The sequence below is a fragment of the Enterococcus sp. C57 genome, from assembly GCF_040887305.1.
GTDB classification, from domain to species: Bacteria; Bacillota; Bacilli; order Lactobacillales; family Enterococcaceae; genus Enterococcus_B; species Enterococcus_B hirae.
Genome location: NZ_JBFOFP010000006.1, coordinates 141,832 through 157,362, shown reverse-complemented (window position 1 = coordinate 157,362; position 15,531 = coordinate 141,832). Strand labels below are relative to the sequence as shown.

At 37.4% G+C, this 15,531-nt stretch carries 13 protein-coding genes; 5 read left to right on the top strand and 8 right to left on the bottom strand.

Features of this window, described 5'->3' with window-relative positions:
* The first annotated feature begins 127 nt into the window (after positions 1 to 127).
* The 3 genes from AB5M32_RS09065 to AB5M32_RS09055 all read left to right on the top strand — a co-directional run bounded on the left by AB5M32_RS09065 (position 128) and on the right by AB5M32_RS09055 (position 2,752).
* Positions 128 to 1,000, top strand: coding sequence for a helix-turn-helix domain-containing protein (locus AB5M32_RS09065; RefSeq protein WP_178285705.1), 873 nt, complete (start codon positions 128 to 130; stop codon positions 998 to 1,000).
* Positions 1,001 to 1,133: 133 nt separating this feature from the next.
* The gene (locus AB5M32_RS09060) at positions 1,134 to 1,781 is read left to right on the top strand and encodes a lytic polysaccharide monooxygenase (protein WP_010737182.1); all 648 of its coding nucleotides are present in this window, start codon (positions 1,134 to 1,136) and stop codon (positions 1,779 to 1,781) included.
* Positions 1,782 to 2,107: 326 nt separating this feature from the next.
* Complete coding sequence (locus AB5M32_RS09055) at positions 2,108 to 2,752, top strand: lytic polysaccharide monooxygenase (protein WP_010720753.1); 645 nt, start codon at positions 2,108 to 2,110, stop codon at positions 2,750 to 2,752.
* A gap of 170 nt (positions 2,753 to 2,922) precedes the next feature.
* Here the strand turns inward: AB5M32_RS09055 and AB5M32_RS09050 are convergent, their stop codons facing one another.
* From AB5M32_RS09050 to AB5M32_RS09020, 7 genes are all read right to left on the bottom strand, one after another.
* Positions 2,923 to 3,924: an SIS domain-containing protein gene (locus AB5M32_RS09050; protein ID WP_010737180.1), complete on the bottom strand. Its 1,002-nt coding sequence runs from the start codon at positions 3,922 to 3,924 to the stop codon at positions 2,923 to 2,925.
* A 12-nt stretch (positions 3,925 to 3,936) separates the two neighbouring features.
* On the bottom strand, positions 3,937 to 4,986 hold the full coding sequence (locus tag AB5M32_RS09045; RefSeq protein ID WP_178285704.1) for an SIS domain-containing protein: 1,050 nt from the start codon (positions 4,984 to 4,986) through the stop codon (positions 3,937 to 3,939).
* Positions 4,987 to 5,002: 16 nt separating this feature from the next.
* On the bottom strand, positions 5,003 to 5,824 hold the full coding sequence (locus AB5M32_RS09040) for a PTS system mannose/fructose/sorbose family transporter subunit IID (RefSeq protein ID WP_010720756.1): 822 nt from the start codon (positions 5,822 to 5,824) through the stop codon (positions 5,003 to 5,005).
* The gene (locus tag AB5M32_RS09035) at positions 5,811 to 6,590 is read right to left on the bottom strand and encodes a PTS mannose/fructose/sorbose/N-acetylgalactosamine transporter subunit IIC (protein WP_010720757.1); all 780 of its coding nucleotides are present in this window, start codon (positions 6,588 to 6,590) and stop codon (positions 5,811 to 5,813) included. The genes AB5M32_RS09040 and AB5M32_RS09035 overlap by 14 nt, the downstream gene beginning before the upstream one ends.
* Positions 6,591 to 6,607: 17 nt before the next feature.
* Positions 6,608 to 7,078, bottom strand: a complete 471-nt coding sequence (locus tag AB5M32_RS09030; RefSeq protein WP_010720758.1) for a PTS sugar transporter subunit IIB — start codon at positions 7,076 to 7,078, stop codon at positions 6,608 to 6,610.
* Positions 7,079 to 7,090: 12 nt separating this feature from the next.
* Complete coding sequence (locus AB5M32_RS09025) at positions 7,091 to 7,510, bottom strand: PTS sugar transporter subunit IIA (protein WP_010720759.1); 420 nt, start codon at positions 7,508 to 7,510, stop codon at positions 7,091 to 7,093.
* 76 nt (positions 7,511 to 7,586) lie between these two features.
* Positions 7,587 to 10,355 (bottom strand): sigma 54-interacting transcriptional regulator, encoded by a 2,769-nt coding sequence (locus AB5M32_RS09020; protein WP_178285703.1) that lies wholly within the window; start codon positions 10,353 to 10,355, stop codon positions 7,587 to 7,589.
* A gap of 386 nt (positions 10,356 to 10,741) precedes the next feature.
* On the opposite strand from AB5M32_RS09020, the gene AB5M32_RS09015 reads away from it, so the two are divergent.
* Positions 10,742 to 12,457, top strand: coding sequence for an ABC transporter ATP-binding protein (locus AB5M32_RS09015; RefSeq protein ID WP_178285702.1), 1,716 nt, complete (start codon positions 10,742 to 10,744; stop codon positions 12,455 to 12,457).
* A gap of 1 nt (position 12,458) precedes the next feature.
* Positions 12,459 to 14,225 (top strand): ABC transporter ATP-binding protein, encoded by a 1,767-nt coding sequence (locus tag AB5M32_RS09010; protein ID WP_178285701.1) that lies wholly within the window; start codon positions 12,459 to 12,461, stop codon positions 14,223 to 14,225.
* A gap of 283 nt (positions 14,226 to 14,508) precedes the next feature.
* Here AB5M32_RS09010 and AB5M32_RS09005 read toward each other — a convergent pair whose 3' ends face one another.
* Positions 14,509 to 15,399 carry a helix-turn-helix domain-containing protein gene (locus AB5M32_RS09005; RefSeq protein ID WP_081128522.1) on the bottom strand — a complete coding sequence of 297 codons (891 nt, stop codon included), beginning with the start codon at positions 15,397 to 15,399 and terminating at the stop codon, positions 14,509 to 14,511.
* Positions 15,400 to 15,531: the final 132 nt, after the last annotated feature.

The following is a 15,531-nucleotide window of genomic DNA, read 5'->3' as shown; positions in this document are numbered from 1 at the left end:
TAATCGATTACGCACTTTTTCTTTAAAAGCGCGCAAAAATGACGCTTTATTTAAATTTTATTACATTTGTGATATATTTAAAAAAACATCTACAATATATATAAAAAAACACTAGGAGGATAAAGATATGACTAACCATTCGTCTCTGATTCGTAAGTTAAGAAAAGAACGTGGCTTAACACAAGAACAGTTGACACGAGGTATCTCACAACGAGGAACCCTTGCAGCGTTTGAATCAAGAGGAACAAAGATCAGTTTTGAACTATTAGTTAACTACCTTGAACGAATGAACATTACTTTAGAAGAGTATCAATTTCTTCTTAATAGCAATTCACTTACGAATAAACAAAAATTAACCAACTATCTCATCTCATCCAAAAAAATCACTCACGAACAAGAATTAGAACTACTAAACGAATACGAAAAAACAGGCAGCATCTACTATCGTTTGATTTATGCCCAACGAAAATTGATTATGAACTACCTCTACAACCATACTGATACCAATTTGAAAATAGAAGAAGAAATTTTTGTGATCAAAAATTATCTTGAAAAAATTGAAACCTGGGGACATTTTGAACTAACGATTTTTTCAAACTGTTTGTTTATTTTTGATGATCAATACATCATCCATCTCTTTCAAACCAGTGTATCAAAAATGAAAACGTACATAGACGCTACCTACTATTCAGAACTTTTCTCTAATTTTATTCTTAATGGTTTACGCCTCTCATTTAACCGTCATTCTGCGATTCTTAGAAAACTTTTTCTATGCGAACTGAAAAGATTAACGCAAAACCACAAACAGTCAATTGATCTTGCCCAGTATAAATTATTTGCGGCTTTGGATCGATTAGCAGATGGCGATCATTCAGCCATCCCGGAAATCGAAAAGGGTCTTCGTTTTTTTGAGTGGTTAGATTTGACTAATGCTAAAGAATATTTTAGTAATCTCAAAAATTCATTGATTGAAAGCAGTTTACAAAACAAAGCTAATTAACAATAACGAACCGGAAGATGTTATTTTTGTTGTAATGCTAGACAAACAATCTAAGCTTACTGTTCTCCTCGTTATACTAAATTCATGAAAAGAAAACCTTTTCATAAAAATCATTTTGGAGGAAAGTTATAATATGAAAAAAAGTTCTTTATTAGGGTTAGGTTTGGTTTTAGCAACGACAGGATTGACAACATTATCTTCCGTCAATGTTTCAGCACATGGTTATGTTATCTCGCCAATTAGCCGTGCCTATCAAGGTCAATTGGATAAAGAAAACATTGGCTATGATTTCGCAGTTCAAAAATATGGTCCGATCATTAATGAACCACAATCACTAGAAGCTCCTCAGGGATTCCCTAAAGGTGGACCAGCAGATGGAAAAATCGCTTCTGCAAATGGTGCAAGAGGATTTGAATTAGATAAGCAAACTTCTAGTCTATGGACGAAACAAAATTTAACAGGGGGAGCGACAAAATTCACTTGGAAGTATACGCAATCACACCCAACTAGTAAATGGCATTACTATATCACTAAACCAGGTTGGAACCAGAATAAACCACTTTCTCGCAATGAACTTCAATTGATCGGCGAAGTCCAAGGAAAAGGTGCGCAAGCTAGCACGAGTCCAACTCACACCATTACGATCCCAAATGACCGGATAGGTTATCATGTGATTTTAGCAGTTTGGGATGTAAGTGATACATCAAATGCCTTCTACAATGTCATTGATGCGAATATCCAACCTCGTAGTATCTTAAATGATTTAAATGAATCCATGTGATTCTCTTTAACTGAACAATCAATCATTCTTCATTTTCTTTACTGTTTATTGAAAACATTTGCTCAATCTTTCCCACGATGGGTAGTTCTAGTATTGCTAGGCTCAACATCGTGGGATCTTTTTCGATCAATAATAAGAGCGTATCAGAAAGAAGTTATCTTTTATCGAATGCTTTTTCATGATATCGAACTGAGTGTACTTTTTTAGGAACCATACTTTTTTTGTTGCAATAACAAACAATATTTAACCCTCTTCTCCTATCGTTTTATACTATTTTTGTGAAAAAATTTATTTCACATAATAAGCAATTGATGGAGGGAATCAAGATGAAAAAAAGTTTAGTCGTAGGATTAGGTCTCGTTTTAGCAACAACTGGTTTAACTGCCTTATCGACAGTTAATGTGGATGCTCACGGTTATGTGGAGAAACCTATCAGTCGTGCCTATCAAGGAGAATTAGACAGTAAGAAGAATTGGCATGCAGCTCTTGAAAAATACGGTGAAATAATTACTGAGCCACAATCACTAGAAGCACCTAAAGGATTCCCAAATGGTGGACCTGCAGATGGAAAAATTGCTTCCGCAAATGGTGTCAAAGGATTTGAATTAGACAAACAAACTGCTACTATTTGGACAAAACAAAACCTTTCAACTGGTCCAACGAAATTCACTTGGTCTTATACTGCCGCGCATAAAACAGCTAAATGGCATTACTATATCACGAAAAATAATTGGAATCCAAACAAACCATTATCCCGCGATGAATTTCAATTTATAGGTGAGGTAGACGGTCACGGGAAAGATGCCGACACAAATCTAACACACACGATCACTATTCCAGGTGATCATCTCGGTTATCATGTCATCTTAGCCGTTTGGGATGTGAATGATACTTCAAATGCCTTTTACAATGTGATTGATGCGAATATCCAACCTCGTAATCTCTTAACTGACTTATCAAACAATTCATAAAAATTCTTCTATCAACATATCAATACACGGATCAAATCGCTCACTTGATCCATGTCATAACAAAAAAACATACCAGCATGAACCGTTTATTTCACTGACAGACGATTCATATTGGTATGTTTTATTTTATTATTTTACGAAATCGTTCCTCTTAGAACTGATTGTGTCGCTTAATACTCAAATTGACGGTAATATCTTCTGATTTCTAAGGGGTGACAATTTAATTGCTCGATATGCGCATCGATTCGTTGCGTCACCGCATGCATCAGCAAATAAGAAAGGACACGTCCACGATAACTTTCGTCAATTCCTTCAATTGGATAGTCTTTTGTATCAATCAATGTATAATTTGCACAGATTTTTGGTAATAGGTTTGCGACTCTTTCTGCAAGTACACGTTGTTCATCTTCTCCTAAGAACAACGTCACTGGTGTCGTTTCTTCAATCACTTCTAGCGTACCATGTAAAAATTCAGCAGCGTGGATCGATTTAGAAGGCAACCAACTTTGCTCTTCCCAATAACACATCGCATAAGAATAGACAGCGCCCCATTGGTTCCCAGCACCGATAAAATAGTGCATCGAATCATGACGATGTTTTTCAGCAAACGCTAATCCAAAAGCATCTGCTTGTTTTTCGGCTTCGACTAAGCCAACTGCTAAGTGCTCTTCTAATTGTTGATAATAGGTTTCGTAGTCTTCAAATTCGCCATGATTATACATCAAACGATCTGCGACCATAAAGAATTTGATTTGTTCGGTTCCAGGTGCAGGATAAGTGATCGTATGGTCACAAAGTTCAGCGAGAATACTCTCTTTTGTATCAATAAACCCGATCAGTGTCGCACCCACTGTTTTGATTTCTTTGACCGCTTGCACGACTTCTTGCGTGGTACCAGTAACTGAAGACAAGACAACAATTGATTTTTCTGTTAGGCGTTTGTTGCCAGTTGTGTAATATTCTGCTGCATGTTGGACATAAACAGGTAGGTTACTTTTACCATTCATATAAGTCACAGCTTGCATCGCTGATGCGTAGGTTCCGCCGATTCCTAAATAATAAATTGCATCGAATCCCTCTCCCAATCCGTCAATGATTTGTTCCACTTGCGGACGTAAAGCTAGCGCCCCATTGATATCCTCGATTTGTTTTTGTTCATTGAATTTTAACATAGTCTCCACCTCTTAAATTTTACTTTTCAATACTTCATCAAAATCATCAAAAATTCTTTGACCTAAATCGACCCCTTTGGCAGTCGCAATTTTATAAGCCAAAACTTGGATCGGTACAACTAAAGCTAAAACAGAAAGATCTTCTTCGCTAGTGATTCCCAGACTAAGCTGATTCTCAGTCGTTTCTCCTTCAGTCGTTACAACAATGACCTGTCCAACATATTGTTTCATGTATTGTGCTAATCGCTGGGAACGTTTTTGACTATCACTATCGGTTTCCAAGAAGAATAGAATATGACCAGGATTGGCTTCTAAATACGGACCGTGCATGTATGCCTCTAATTCAAAGCCTTGGGAAGGTTCCCGAACAGTTTCCGTAAACTTGGTTTCAAACTCTTTCGCTGTTCCCCAATTCGGTCCATACCCGATCGCAATAAATCGTTTTGCTACACGAAAGAGTGCTTCATTTTTTTCAAAAAATTGTTCTGTTTGCGCAATGATCTGAGGAATTTTCATCACGATTTCTCTTAGTTGAACTAGTTTTTCTTCTTTTTGCGCTGCTGTTATTCTGTCTTTACTGGTTCCAATCGCTAGACCTAAGAGAATCAACTGAAGAACGGTTGCTGAATAGCCCTTGGTAACAAACCCCACTTTTTCCACGCCCATATTCAAGTCAATCACTTGATCCACTTCTTTGGTGATCGGACTTTGATCATCTCCAGTTAAAGCGATCGTCCGTCGTTTTGATGATCGGATCTTTTGGATGGCATCGACTGTCGAAGCACTTTTCCCACTTTGAGAAACAGCGATGACTGTATCAACTTCTTCTGACAATTTCCCATAATGATTAAAATGATAAGGTTCTTGGATATCCACAGTGATGTCTCCATAGCTTTCTAGTGCCGGCTTTGCAGCAAGACAAGCATTATACGAAGAACCTGTCGCCAGAATCAGAACGTGTTGCATGTTTTGATAAGACACATGAAGTGACAAATCATTCTTTTCAAGAATCGCTGATAAAGCTGTTTTTTCTTCATGAATATAATCAAGCATTGTGACCATCTTGTTCTCTCCTTTTCTAAAAGATACCAATCCATGAACCAGCGATCCCAAAAATAGCTAATCCAATCAAAATCATCAATGGTTTGACTTCTTTTTTCAATAAATAAAAGACTGCTCCAAAGGCACCTAAACTTAAAATATGAGGAACGATATCATCAAAAATACTTTGGATCGTGACGGCATTTTCACCTGTTCCGATTTTCAAAGGAATATTGATATCGATCATCGTCGCAGTCATTCCGCCAACTACCATCAATCCAATGATTGAAGCACCTAACGTTAAACTTTCCATCATTCCGTTTGCTTGGATTTTCTTTAAAAATCCAGTACCTAGTCGATAGCCCCAACTTGTTGCCAAGTAACGAAACAAAACATGAGGGATATTGAAAATCAAAAGGAATAAAATTGGTCCTAAAATATTTCCTTGTAGTGCTAGCGAAGTCCCAACACCCGTCGCGATCAAACGCAACGTTCCCCAAAAGAATGAATCGCCTAACCCTGCTAAAGGCCCCATCAGTGAGGTTTTGATACTATCAATAGCTGTTACATCAAACTCTGGGTCATTTTTATTTTCTTCTTCCATTGCTGCATTGATCCCTAAGATCAGGGTCACGATATGTGGTGTCGTGTTAAAAAATTCCAAGTGTCTTTTAAGCGCTGCTGACATTTCTTCTTTAGTATGATAGAGCTTTTTCAAGATGGGAATGATGGCAAAGACATAGGCCATATTCATCTGCCTTTCATAGTTCCATGAAAATTCCATTTGAAATGAGCGCCAAAAGACCTGATTCAATTCTTTTTTGGTCACTTTGTGTTCTTCTTGATTAGAAGTCTTCATCCTCTTCTACCTCCCCTGCTGAAGTTTGAACGGATACTTGACGTACGTTCATGATATTGACGACAATGACGGCTAAGATCGCCCCAAAGATGGCAATACCTGTTACTGGAATCTCTAAGTAAGCTGCTACAGCAAAGCCTAAAAAGAAATAAGGTGCTACTTTTTTATTGATCAATAAACGTGCCAGCATGGCAAATCCAAGTGCTGGAATCAACCCAGTTGCAACGGTCAATCCGTTTTGCACAAAATCTGGTATTTTCGCTAAGAGATTCCCGATCGTTTGACTTCCGACTAAATAAGAAATCATGACTACCAGACCAAGCATCAATGACAAGCCGAAACCAGCTAGTAAGTGCATGTGTTCGACCCCTTTATAATTCCCATCCTCCGCATAACGATCTGCTCTGTGGTTCATGATCGGAATCAATAGTCCTAAATAAACATTTTTTAAAATAAGGGTAAGTGTCGCAATTGGTAACCCTAATAGTAATGCTGTTTCTGTTCCTGCTCCTGCAGTAATGGCAAATGCAGTTCCTAAGATTCCACCGGTCACAACGTCTGGTGGAATCGATGCTCCAACTGAAAATGAACCAATAAAAGCTAATTCCAAAGTTGCTCCCATAATAATACCTGTTTTTACATCTCCCAAAACAATCCCTGTAAATAATCCCGTTACGATCGGACGAGAAAGCAGGGAAGTTCCTAACGCATACTCTGATTGCGCAATAAAGGCAACCAGACCTAAAAGAATTGCTTGTAGGATCATCTTTTATTCTTCCTTTCTCATAAGACTTCCTTTGCTGCTATTTTTTTATCTGCTGGTACTTGACGAATTTCTACTTCTATCCCATCAGCGATCATTTGTTCCAACAATTTTTCTTCTTCAGGTAATACGTTGACCGCTTTACCTAGACTCCGCGTTCCTTCCTTTGCTTTAATCCCACCTAAATTGATTTGCTTGATCTGTGGACAAGCTTTTGCTAATTGATACGCATCTTTCACAGACTCTACTACGATAAATAGTTTATATTTATCCGTTACGCCACTTTGTAATGCAGCGATCGAATCTTCAATCGATTTGATCACTAGTTTCACTCCTTGTGGCTTTGCCAGCTTAATGGTTGTTTTGCGTATTTCATTGTTTGGCACATCATCATTTGCGATCAAAATACAATCTGCGCCAATTGACTGTGTCCAAGAAAAAGCGACTTGACCATGTAATAAACGATGATCGACTCTTGTTAAAATAATCATTTCCAATCCCTCCTAAAATTCTTCTTCTTCCATTTTTTTTTCGATACTTTCATTACAAAATTGGATCATTTCTTTTGAATCATTCAATACCTGATGGATCAATTCAACGATTGAATCAGCTGTCTCAATTTTTGTGGCAATCTCGATCAACAATGGCAGATTCAAACCAGCAATCAAGTAGATATTCGGTCGGTTAATGTACTGCAAAAATTCATTGTTTACACTGCCACCAAATAAGTCAGTGATGATGATCAACTCCTGCCCTTGATGATCGTTGATCAATTGCTGCACTGATTTTGCTAAATCAAACGTTTCAGTTCCATAGCAATCTAACGCTAGGATCGAATGCGTTTTACCAAAAATAAGTTCCAAAGAATCTAAAATCCCTGAAGCAAAACGTCCATGGGAGGCTAGAATAATTGTTCTTTCCATGTTTCCACCTCTTTCTTACTCTCACTACAAATAAAGCAAGATACGTGCCAACATAGTGGCGGTATCTTGCTTACGATTAAAATTCTTCTTCTGAGCCTATTTTATCCTCTACATTTTCGAGAATATCATAAATATAAGCGACTTCTGATGGTGGGATCGTGACACTATAATGTTCTTCGATGACACTAAATGCTTCTTTGATTCGATCCAAGGTTTCTTTTTGACACTGTAACAACTGTTCTTGACCATGGTAACTTTCAATCGGGATCTGCCGGATCAATCGCTCGATCAAACAACTGACATGGACAAAAAGGGCGATCTTTTGTGGCGTCGTGATGTTCTTATCAAAACGCATCTCCAATTCACGCATAAACAGCTCGATTTCTGTCATCACTTTTTCTGTATCAAGGATCGTCACCGACTCCAGTACTTTTTCTAATGAAAAATTTCGGACAAATTGCTGATCAAAGTTAGCTTGTTCTTTCAATGAAAAAATAGGAGCCAGCCATTGAACAAGTTCATCCATTTTCTCTCCTGAAATCAATGACTCTAACGAAAGATATGGCATCGTGTCGATTTGAGGATTCGTTGTCCCAATGATGCCAATCACATCGTACATCGAAAAAACCGATTCCGTTAATTTTCTTTGTGTTAATACTTGGTATTCATAAGGGATGATTTTAAGTGCGCTGTTTGCTGGTAAACTTTTTTCAAGTAGTTCACTCATATGGACAGCCGTTCCGATCCCCGTCACGCAAGTGATCAGTAATACTTTTTGTTTATTTTTTTGAGGGTAAATGATCGTCCACTCTGCTTCCAAGGAGGCCACCGCTTCCTTGACGATTTCTTCCAGATCAGTCATTTTTTGCATTTTTTCTCCAATACTGATAACTAATGGTGTTGTCACATTATTCAAAATAACGATTGGGGCAAAGACCTGATCTTTGAATAGTTGATGGATTTCTTTTAGCGAGCCCATATCAACTAAAATGATCAGTCCATTAGAGATATCATGACGATTACTGTAATCAATCATTTCATCCGCAATTTGTTGGGGAGTCACATCTAAGGGCATATCAAAGGATTCAAACAGATCATTTCCCAACAGTCGATTAGCGACGTTTGCCATACTACTAGCGGTAGCATAACCATGAGCAGCAATGATTGCTTTAGGCACACTTTGTTCTTTTGTCCATTTCGTCCGTCTCAAATAGATCGTTAATAAAATATGATCTAATAAAGTAACTTCTAAATCTAACTTGGCTTGTGTCAATTCCAAGATCCGATGGGCGTAGTGATAGTTTGCTGGATACATTAGTTCTAACTGGCGGTCTAGTTCCTTGATCAATTGTTCGATTTCCCCATCTTCTGGTAACCACTTTACTGTGCTTCTTTGATAGAGATAATAACTTAGCGCATAGACGCTGTTACCATCAAACTTGATCTGATAGGCACTTTCCATTTGTTTTAGCGTTTCTCGAATGGAGTGCAACCAGTAGACTAGTAGTTCATGTTTTTCTTGGCGACTCGTTTCAAAGAGTAAAAAATCAAATAAATAAACGACTTCTTCTTTTAATTTTTCCTCACAGTTACTTACTGTTGCGCCATTTTTCTTAAAGGTCAATAATAGTTGTTCAAAGCAGCGGATCATTCGCTCCTGTTCTGGTTGTCTTTTTTCAACCAAATGAGCTAATTCTTTTTTCTCAGTGATCCACACAGCTGATTGGGCTGGGCTGTCTTGATGGGGAACCTTCAAAAGATATCTTTGTAAATGTTGGAGTTTGATCGATAGGCTCTCTTCCTCTTTTTGTTCAGCGAATGCTTTGGCTACAGCTACTTTTACGCTATTTTTCAATTCGCCGATGTTTCCCGAAAAACTTTGGTTCGTCAATGATGACAGCACTTGACCACTCACTTTCATTGGTCGCTCGATTTTTCTTTGTTCATTTAAGAAAAAAGAATAAATCAGCTCCAATCGTTCTTCTTTTCCACGAGCACGTAAAGAAGGCAGATCAATCTTAAAAGGAATCCGACGCATAAAAGTGGGCAGAAAATGTTTGGTGACTTCTTCAGTCGTTGCAAAGAAGAGCCGAACATCGACTTTTTTCCCCTGATTCGTTTCTCCCATTCGATAAATAATCCCTTGATCCAGATACGTAAACAATTTTTCTTGTCCTTCAGGGCTAAGTCGATGAACTTCATCTAAAAATAATAATCCCCCATCGGCTGCCTCAAAAGCGCCAACCTTATCTTGTGTCGCACCGGTGTATGCTCCACTGACATGTCCAAATAAATTACTCGTCAACAATTCTGGATTGTCGGCATATTGGGCACAATTCAACGTCACGAAAGGCGCATTTTCTGGTAAGAGATCATGTTCTAAACAGTATTGATAAACGATATTGACTAAGAAGCTTTTCCCTGTACCACTTTCTCCAGTTAATAACACAGGTAGCCCACCATCTGGATAAAAAAGAGCTGTTTTGATTTGTTCAATGCTTTCTTTCAGGCTTGCTTCGTGACCGATCACTAAAGAAAAAAGATCTTTACTTCTTGAAAAAATAGGCTGTTCAGCCCTAATTTCTTCAGTTGAGGCATAATACGTTTTACTTAAAGCAAAAAATTGCTGTTCAAAAGCCATTTTATGAAAGTAATAGACCGGACGAGAATTGACCTTAACCAAAATGCCAGCTTCATTTAATTGATTAAGATAATGACTGACCGTATTACGTTTCACTTTAAAGTATGCTGCTAAATATTTCGCTGTAAAAACATCACTTAATTGTGCTAAATCGATAAATGCCGTTTGATTTTCTAAATAATCTTGGATTTCTTCTTTTAACATTCTCTCACCTCTTCTCCATCATAGGAAACGCATTCATTTTGTCAATAGCTATTTTTATCTAAAAAGAAGGAGAAACAAACGAGATTCGTCAATGACTTTTTTTGCTAATTCACTTCAAAGTTTCATTTATGAAAAGGCTTATTCACTTTTCATTCTAAATTTCATAAGATACAATGTGAGAGTACCTACTTATACATAGGAAAGTACTCGTTTAAGACAAAGGGTCATCAATGTAAAATAGACAGAAATTTCTTGCAACTGACTCCCCTTTCTCTTAAATCCGTGCCTACCGTTTAAGTAGCTAAGAAAGAAATTCGAGAAAATTTATTTGGCTTTTTCTTAAAAATTCTCTTAGCTAATGGTAAATATATTTTAGGAGGAATCATATGATTCAGTTATTGCGTTATGCAAAAGATTACCGTAAACAAATCATTCTGGGTCCCGTTTTTAAATTCTTAGAAGCTGTCTTTGAATTGATTTTGCCATTATTGATGGCCTCATTGATTGATAACGGTCTAAAGATGAATGATCGTGGTGTGATCATCCAAATGGGGATCTGGATGGTCGTGATGTCAGTTGTTGGATTGATTTGTGCGATCATTTGTCAATATTATGCTTCAATAGCTTCACAAGGATTTGGTACTGAGCTTAGAAATCAACTAATCAAGAAAATCAATTCCTTTTCACATAGTGAATTAAATCATTTTGGTACAGATACATTGATCACTCGAATGACGAACGACATCAACCAACTCCAATTAGCATTAGCCATGGTAATCCGTTTATTGATCCGTGCGCCATTTCTAAGTATCGGTTCAGTCGTCATGGCTTTTGTGATTGACTGGGAAATCGGCTTGTTTTTCTTAGCTATCCTACCGATTTTTTCAATCATTTTATACTTTATCATCAAAAAAACAATTCCACTGTACCAAAAAGTCCAAGAAAAACTGGATCGTTTAAATGAAACGGTTAGTCAAAATCTTAGCGGTGTTCGTGTAATTCGAGCATTCTCCCGCACAAAAACAGAAATTGATACTTTTGATGAGGACACCGATGAATTAGCTAAAAACTACTTACGTGTTTCAAATATCTCAGCTCTCTTATCACCGGCTACCACATTGATCATGAATATCGGTATTATTTGTTTATTGACTGTTGGTGGGATCAAAGTCAATATCGGACATTTGCAACAAGGTCAAGTCCTTGCGTTGATCAATTACATGAATCAAATGTTACTGGCATTGATCGTCGTATCTAACCTGGTCGTTATCTTTACCCGGGCCGAAGCTTCAGGTAATCGGGTCAAAGAAGTCCTAGAAACTGACATTACACTGACAGATGCAGAAGATGCCTTGACACCGAATTTCCAATCCGAAAATATCGTTCAATTTGAACATGTCGACTTTCGTTATACTGAAAAGTCAGGATTATCTTTACAAGACATTACTTTTGCTTTGAAACGAAACACGGTTTTGGGGATCATTGGACCAACCGGTAGCGGAAAAACAACCTTAACTCAATTGATTCCACGTTTCTATGACGTCAGCGCAGGTTCCGTCGCTTTTGATGACGTGGATGTTCGCTCATGGAAACTTGATCCTTTAAGAAGCCAAATCTCACAAGTTCCTCAAACCGCTGTTCTATTCACTGGAACCATCCGTGAAAACCTTCAATGGGGAAAAGAAGATGCCACAGATGAAGAATGTTGGGAAGCTCTTAGAATTGCTCAAGCAGAAGAGTTTGTTCGACAACTTCCTAAAGGATTAGAAACAAAGGTAATGGAAAACGGAAAAAACTTTTCTGGCGGTCAAAAACAACGGCTAACGATTGCACGTGCGTTAATTGCCAAACCTGAATTATTGATTTTAGATGATTCTTTAAGCGCGTTAGATTATCAAACCGATCTTAACTTAAGAAAAGCATTACAAACCTCACTAGATACGACAGTCATTATTATTTCTCAACGAATCCGCTCGATTCAAGAAGCACATAAGATCCTCGTGATGGATCAAGGAAAGATCGTTGCGCAAGGGAAACATGAAGATTTATTGAAGGATTCCGTTGAGTATCGCGAAATCGTCGCATCACAGGAGGAAGAATAAGATGAAAACAAAAAAATTATCCTGGAAAACCCTCAAACGATTCGTTCCTTACCTTACAGCCTATTCAAAAGATATCTGGTTTGCGATCCTTTTAGGGATCATCAACGGGATCGCTACTGTGGTAATGACTTTACAGATTGGTCAAAGTATTGACCAAATGATCGGCGCAGATCAAGTTCGATTTGCTCAATTGTTCCACCTCTTATTATTATTTGGCGGGATCGTATTGATCAACGTGATCAGTCAATGGCTGATCCAAGTCTTAAGTAATCGCTTGGCTTATCTTTCCGTAGCAAAATTAAGAAAAGATGCCTTTGCACGTTTGAATAAATTACCGCTTCGTTACTACGATCAAAATTCACACGGGAATATCGTTAGTCGTTTTACCAACGATATGGATAATATTTCCATTGCGATCTCTGCGGCTTTTAACCAAATGTTTGCCGGCGTGGCTATCATCGTCTTGTCTTTTATATTTATGTTACGCCTTAGCCCGTTATTGACACTCGTCGTGATTTGCTCCACACCGATCATTTTTCTTGTGAGTTGGATCGTTGCCCGTGCATCACAAAACGACTTTGACAATCAACAAAAGATTATCGGGAATATCTCTGGCTTTGTTACCGAACGGATCGGGAATCAGAAAATCGTCAAAGCCTTTCAACAAGAAGAAATGAATCAACGACAATTCCAAGCATTGAACACTGATCTTTATCAAAAAGGACAACGTGCCCAATTTTCTTCTTCTTTGACGAATCCTTCTTCTCGTTTTGTGGATCACTTGGCTTATCTTTCGATTGGATTAGTTGGTGGTTTACTAGCATTAAGAAGTGGCTCAGCCATTACAGTCGGTGTGATCTCTAGTTTCACGATCTATTCTAGTCAGTTTTCTAAACCGTTTATTGAACTTTCTGGAATCACGACACAGATCCAAACCGCTTTTTCTGGATTAGAACGTGCCTTTGAACTCATCGATCAACCCGAAGAAACGCCAGATGAACCTAATGCTTATGCGTTGAATCCAGCAACAATCAAAGGTGAAGTAGCGTTCAATCATGTATCCTTTTCTTATGAACCAAGTCAACGATTGATCGAAAATTTCAGTTTTATTGCTAAACCAGGGCAAACGATTGCGATTGTAGGTAAGACTGGTGCTGGTAAATCCACGTTAGTTAACCTGTTGATGCGTTTTTATGATGCGACAGGTGGAACTATTACGATCGACGGGTATGATATTCGAGATATCCAAAGAGATAGCTTGCGAAAAAGCTTTGGAATGGTTTTACAAGATACTTGGCTCTTTGACAGTACGTTAAAAGAAAATCTACAGTATGGCAATCCAGATGCTAGTGATGAAGAAATCAATCAAGCACTCAAAGCTTCGTATATGTATGAATTTGTGGAACGCTTGCCTGAAAAGTTAGCAACAAAAATCGGCGGACAAGGACTGAAAATCTCTGACGGACAAAGACAATTGTTAACGATCGCCCGTACAATGATCAGCAACCCTCCTATGTTGATCCTAGATGAAGCAACTAGTTCAGTCGATACTTTGACGGAAAAGAAAATTCAAGATGCCTTTTTAACAATGATGGAAGGCAAAACGAGCTTTGTGATTGCCCACCGTTTATCGACAATCAAAAATGCCGATCAAATCTTAGTCATGGAGCAAGGCGCCATCGTTGAGATGGGTACCCACGATGAATTACTACAAAAAGACGGGTACTACCATCAACTATATCAAGCGCAGTTTACTAAAAATAGTTAACTCAATCAAAAAGTAGTTGTAATAAATCAGTGTAACTGTCCCTCAAGAGCTAGTTTTTCACTAACTTTTGTGGGACAGTTATTATTTTATTAGAGAAAAGCATTAAAAGAACCTATTCATTCACTCCTAAAACATGAACAACGTCTTTGCGACATGACTCACTTTATATGTAAATGGTTATCAAAACTATACTTCTTCATAAAAAAACAAAAGCAAAACATTTCATCCCTAGCTCATCTTTAAATAGCTTAGCTGTCCAAAACTTCCTTACTACCAACGGTTTTTATTCTATAATTGAAGGTAAAAGAGAAAGACCATAAAGTCTCTCATATTTTTTTAAAGCTAAAAGAAACTCCTCTTCAAGTTGAGTTGCACCAATTAACCTAATCCCCATAAAAAAATCTGTTAATTGCTTAGGATTAGCTGTACGCTCGACCAAGCTATTCAGTAGCAAATCGTCAAACCTTTCGTGTACCTCTGTTTTTTGTGGTGTCACTAGTCTACCTCGAACCATCTTTAATTTTTCTAGATATTCTTTTGAATAGCCGCTTTCTTTTCTTTCTAGCATTAAAAGAAAGAGAACATGATACAACGTGCAAAGTGAAGAGAGAAAATTTTCGTTATCACCCATTCTTTCTACTTTCGAAGCTTGCATTTGAATAAATTCTGTTGTAAAAAGAAAAGCCAGTGAAGTAAATGTGACTATTTCAAAACGACCATATTCTGCTACTTTTTCTAGATGGTTCATGATCGCTTTGATATAAACCTTATCATGTAGGGTAAACTTTCTTTCATCATTCGGTAGTAAATGCCATTGATAGCCTTTAGCTATTAGATAATTCCGCTTATCAACAATGCTTTTTGTTTTTTTGATATCTAATTCTAAATTTCTTAATCGGTCGTCAATTGGTAACTTGACATCTTCCAATTGACTAAGTAGCTGATTTAACTTTTGTCTTGGATGATTTCCGTTTATTTTATTTAAATAAAATAAACATTCGTCTAACTCAATGTTCATCTTTTTTAAAAAAGCTAATAAAGGAATCAATGGAATCTGATTTTTACCACTTTCGTATTTTACTAAAGATTCTCTAGAAGTTATTTTATGTGCTAACTCTTTTTGAGATAACCCCCTTTCCTTTCGAAATTTACGTAGTAATTCATGAATTTCCATTCTTCGTTCACTTCCTTTTTTAAATTCAATGTGACTATTGATACCATATAAAATAATATACTCGTTTTCATTCTATACTATGGATACAATTAATAAAAGCGCTTTAAATAATAGTAAAGGAGAAAATATCAG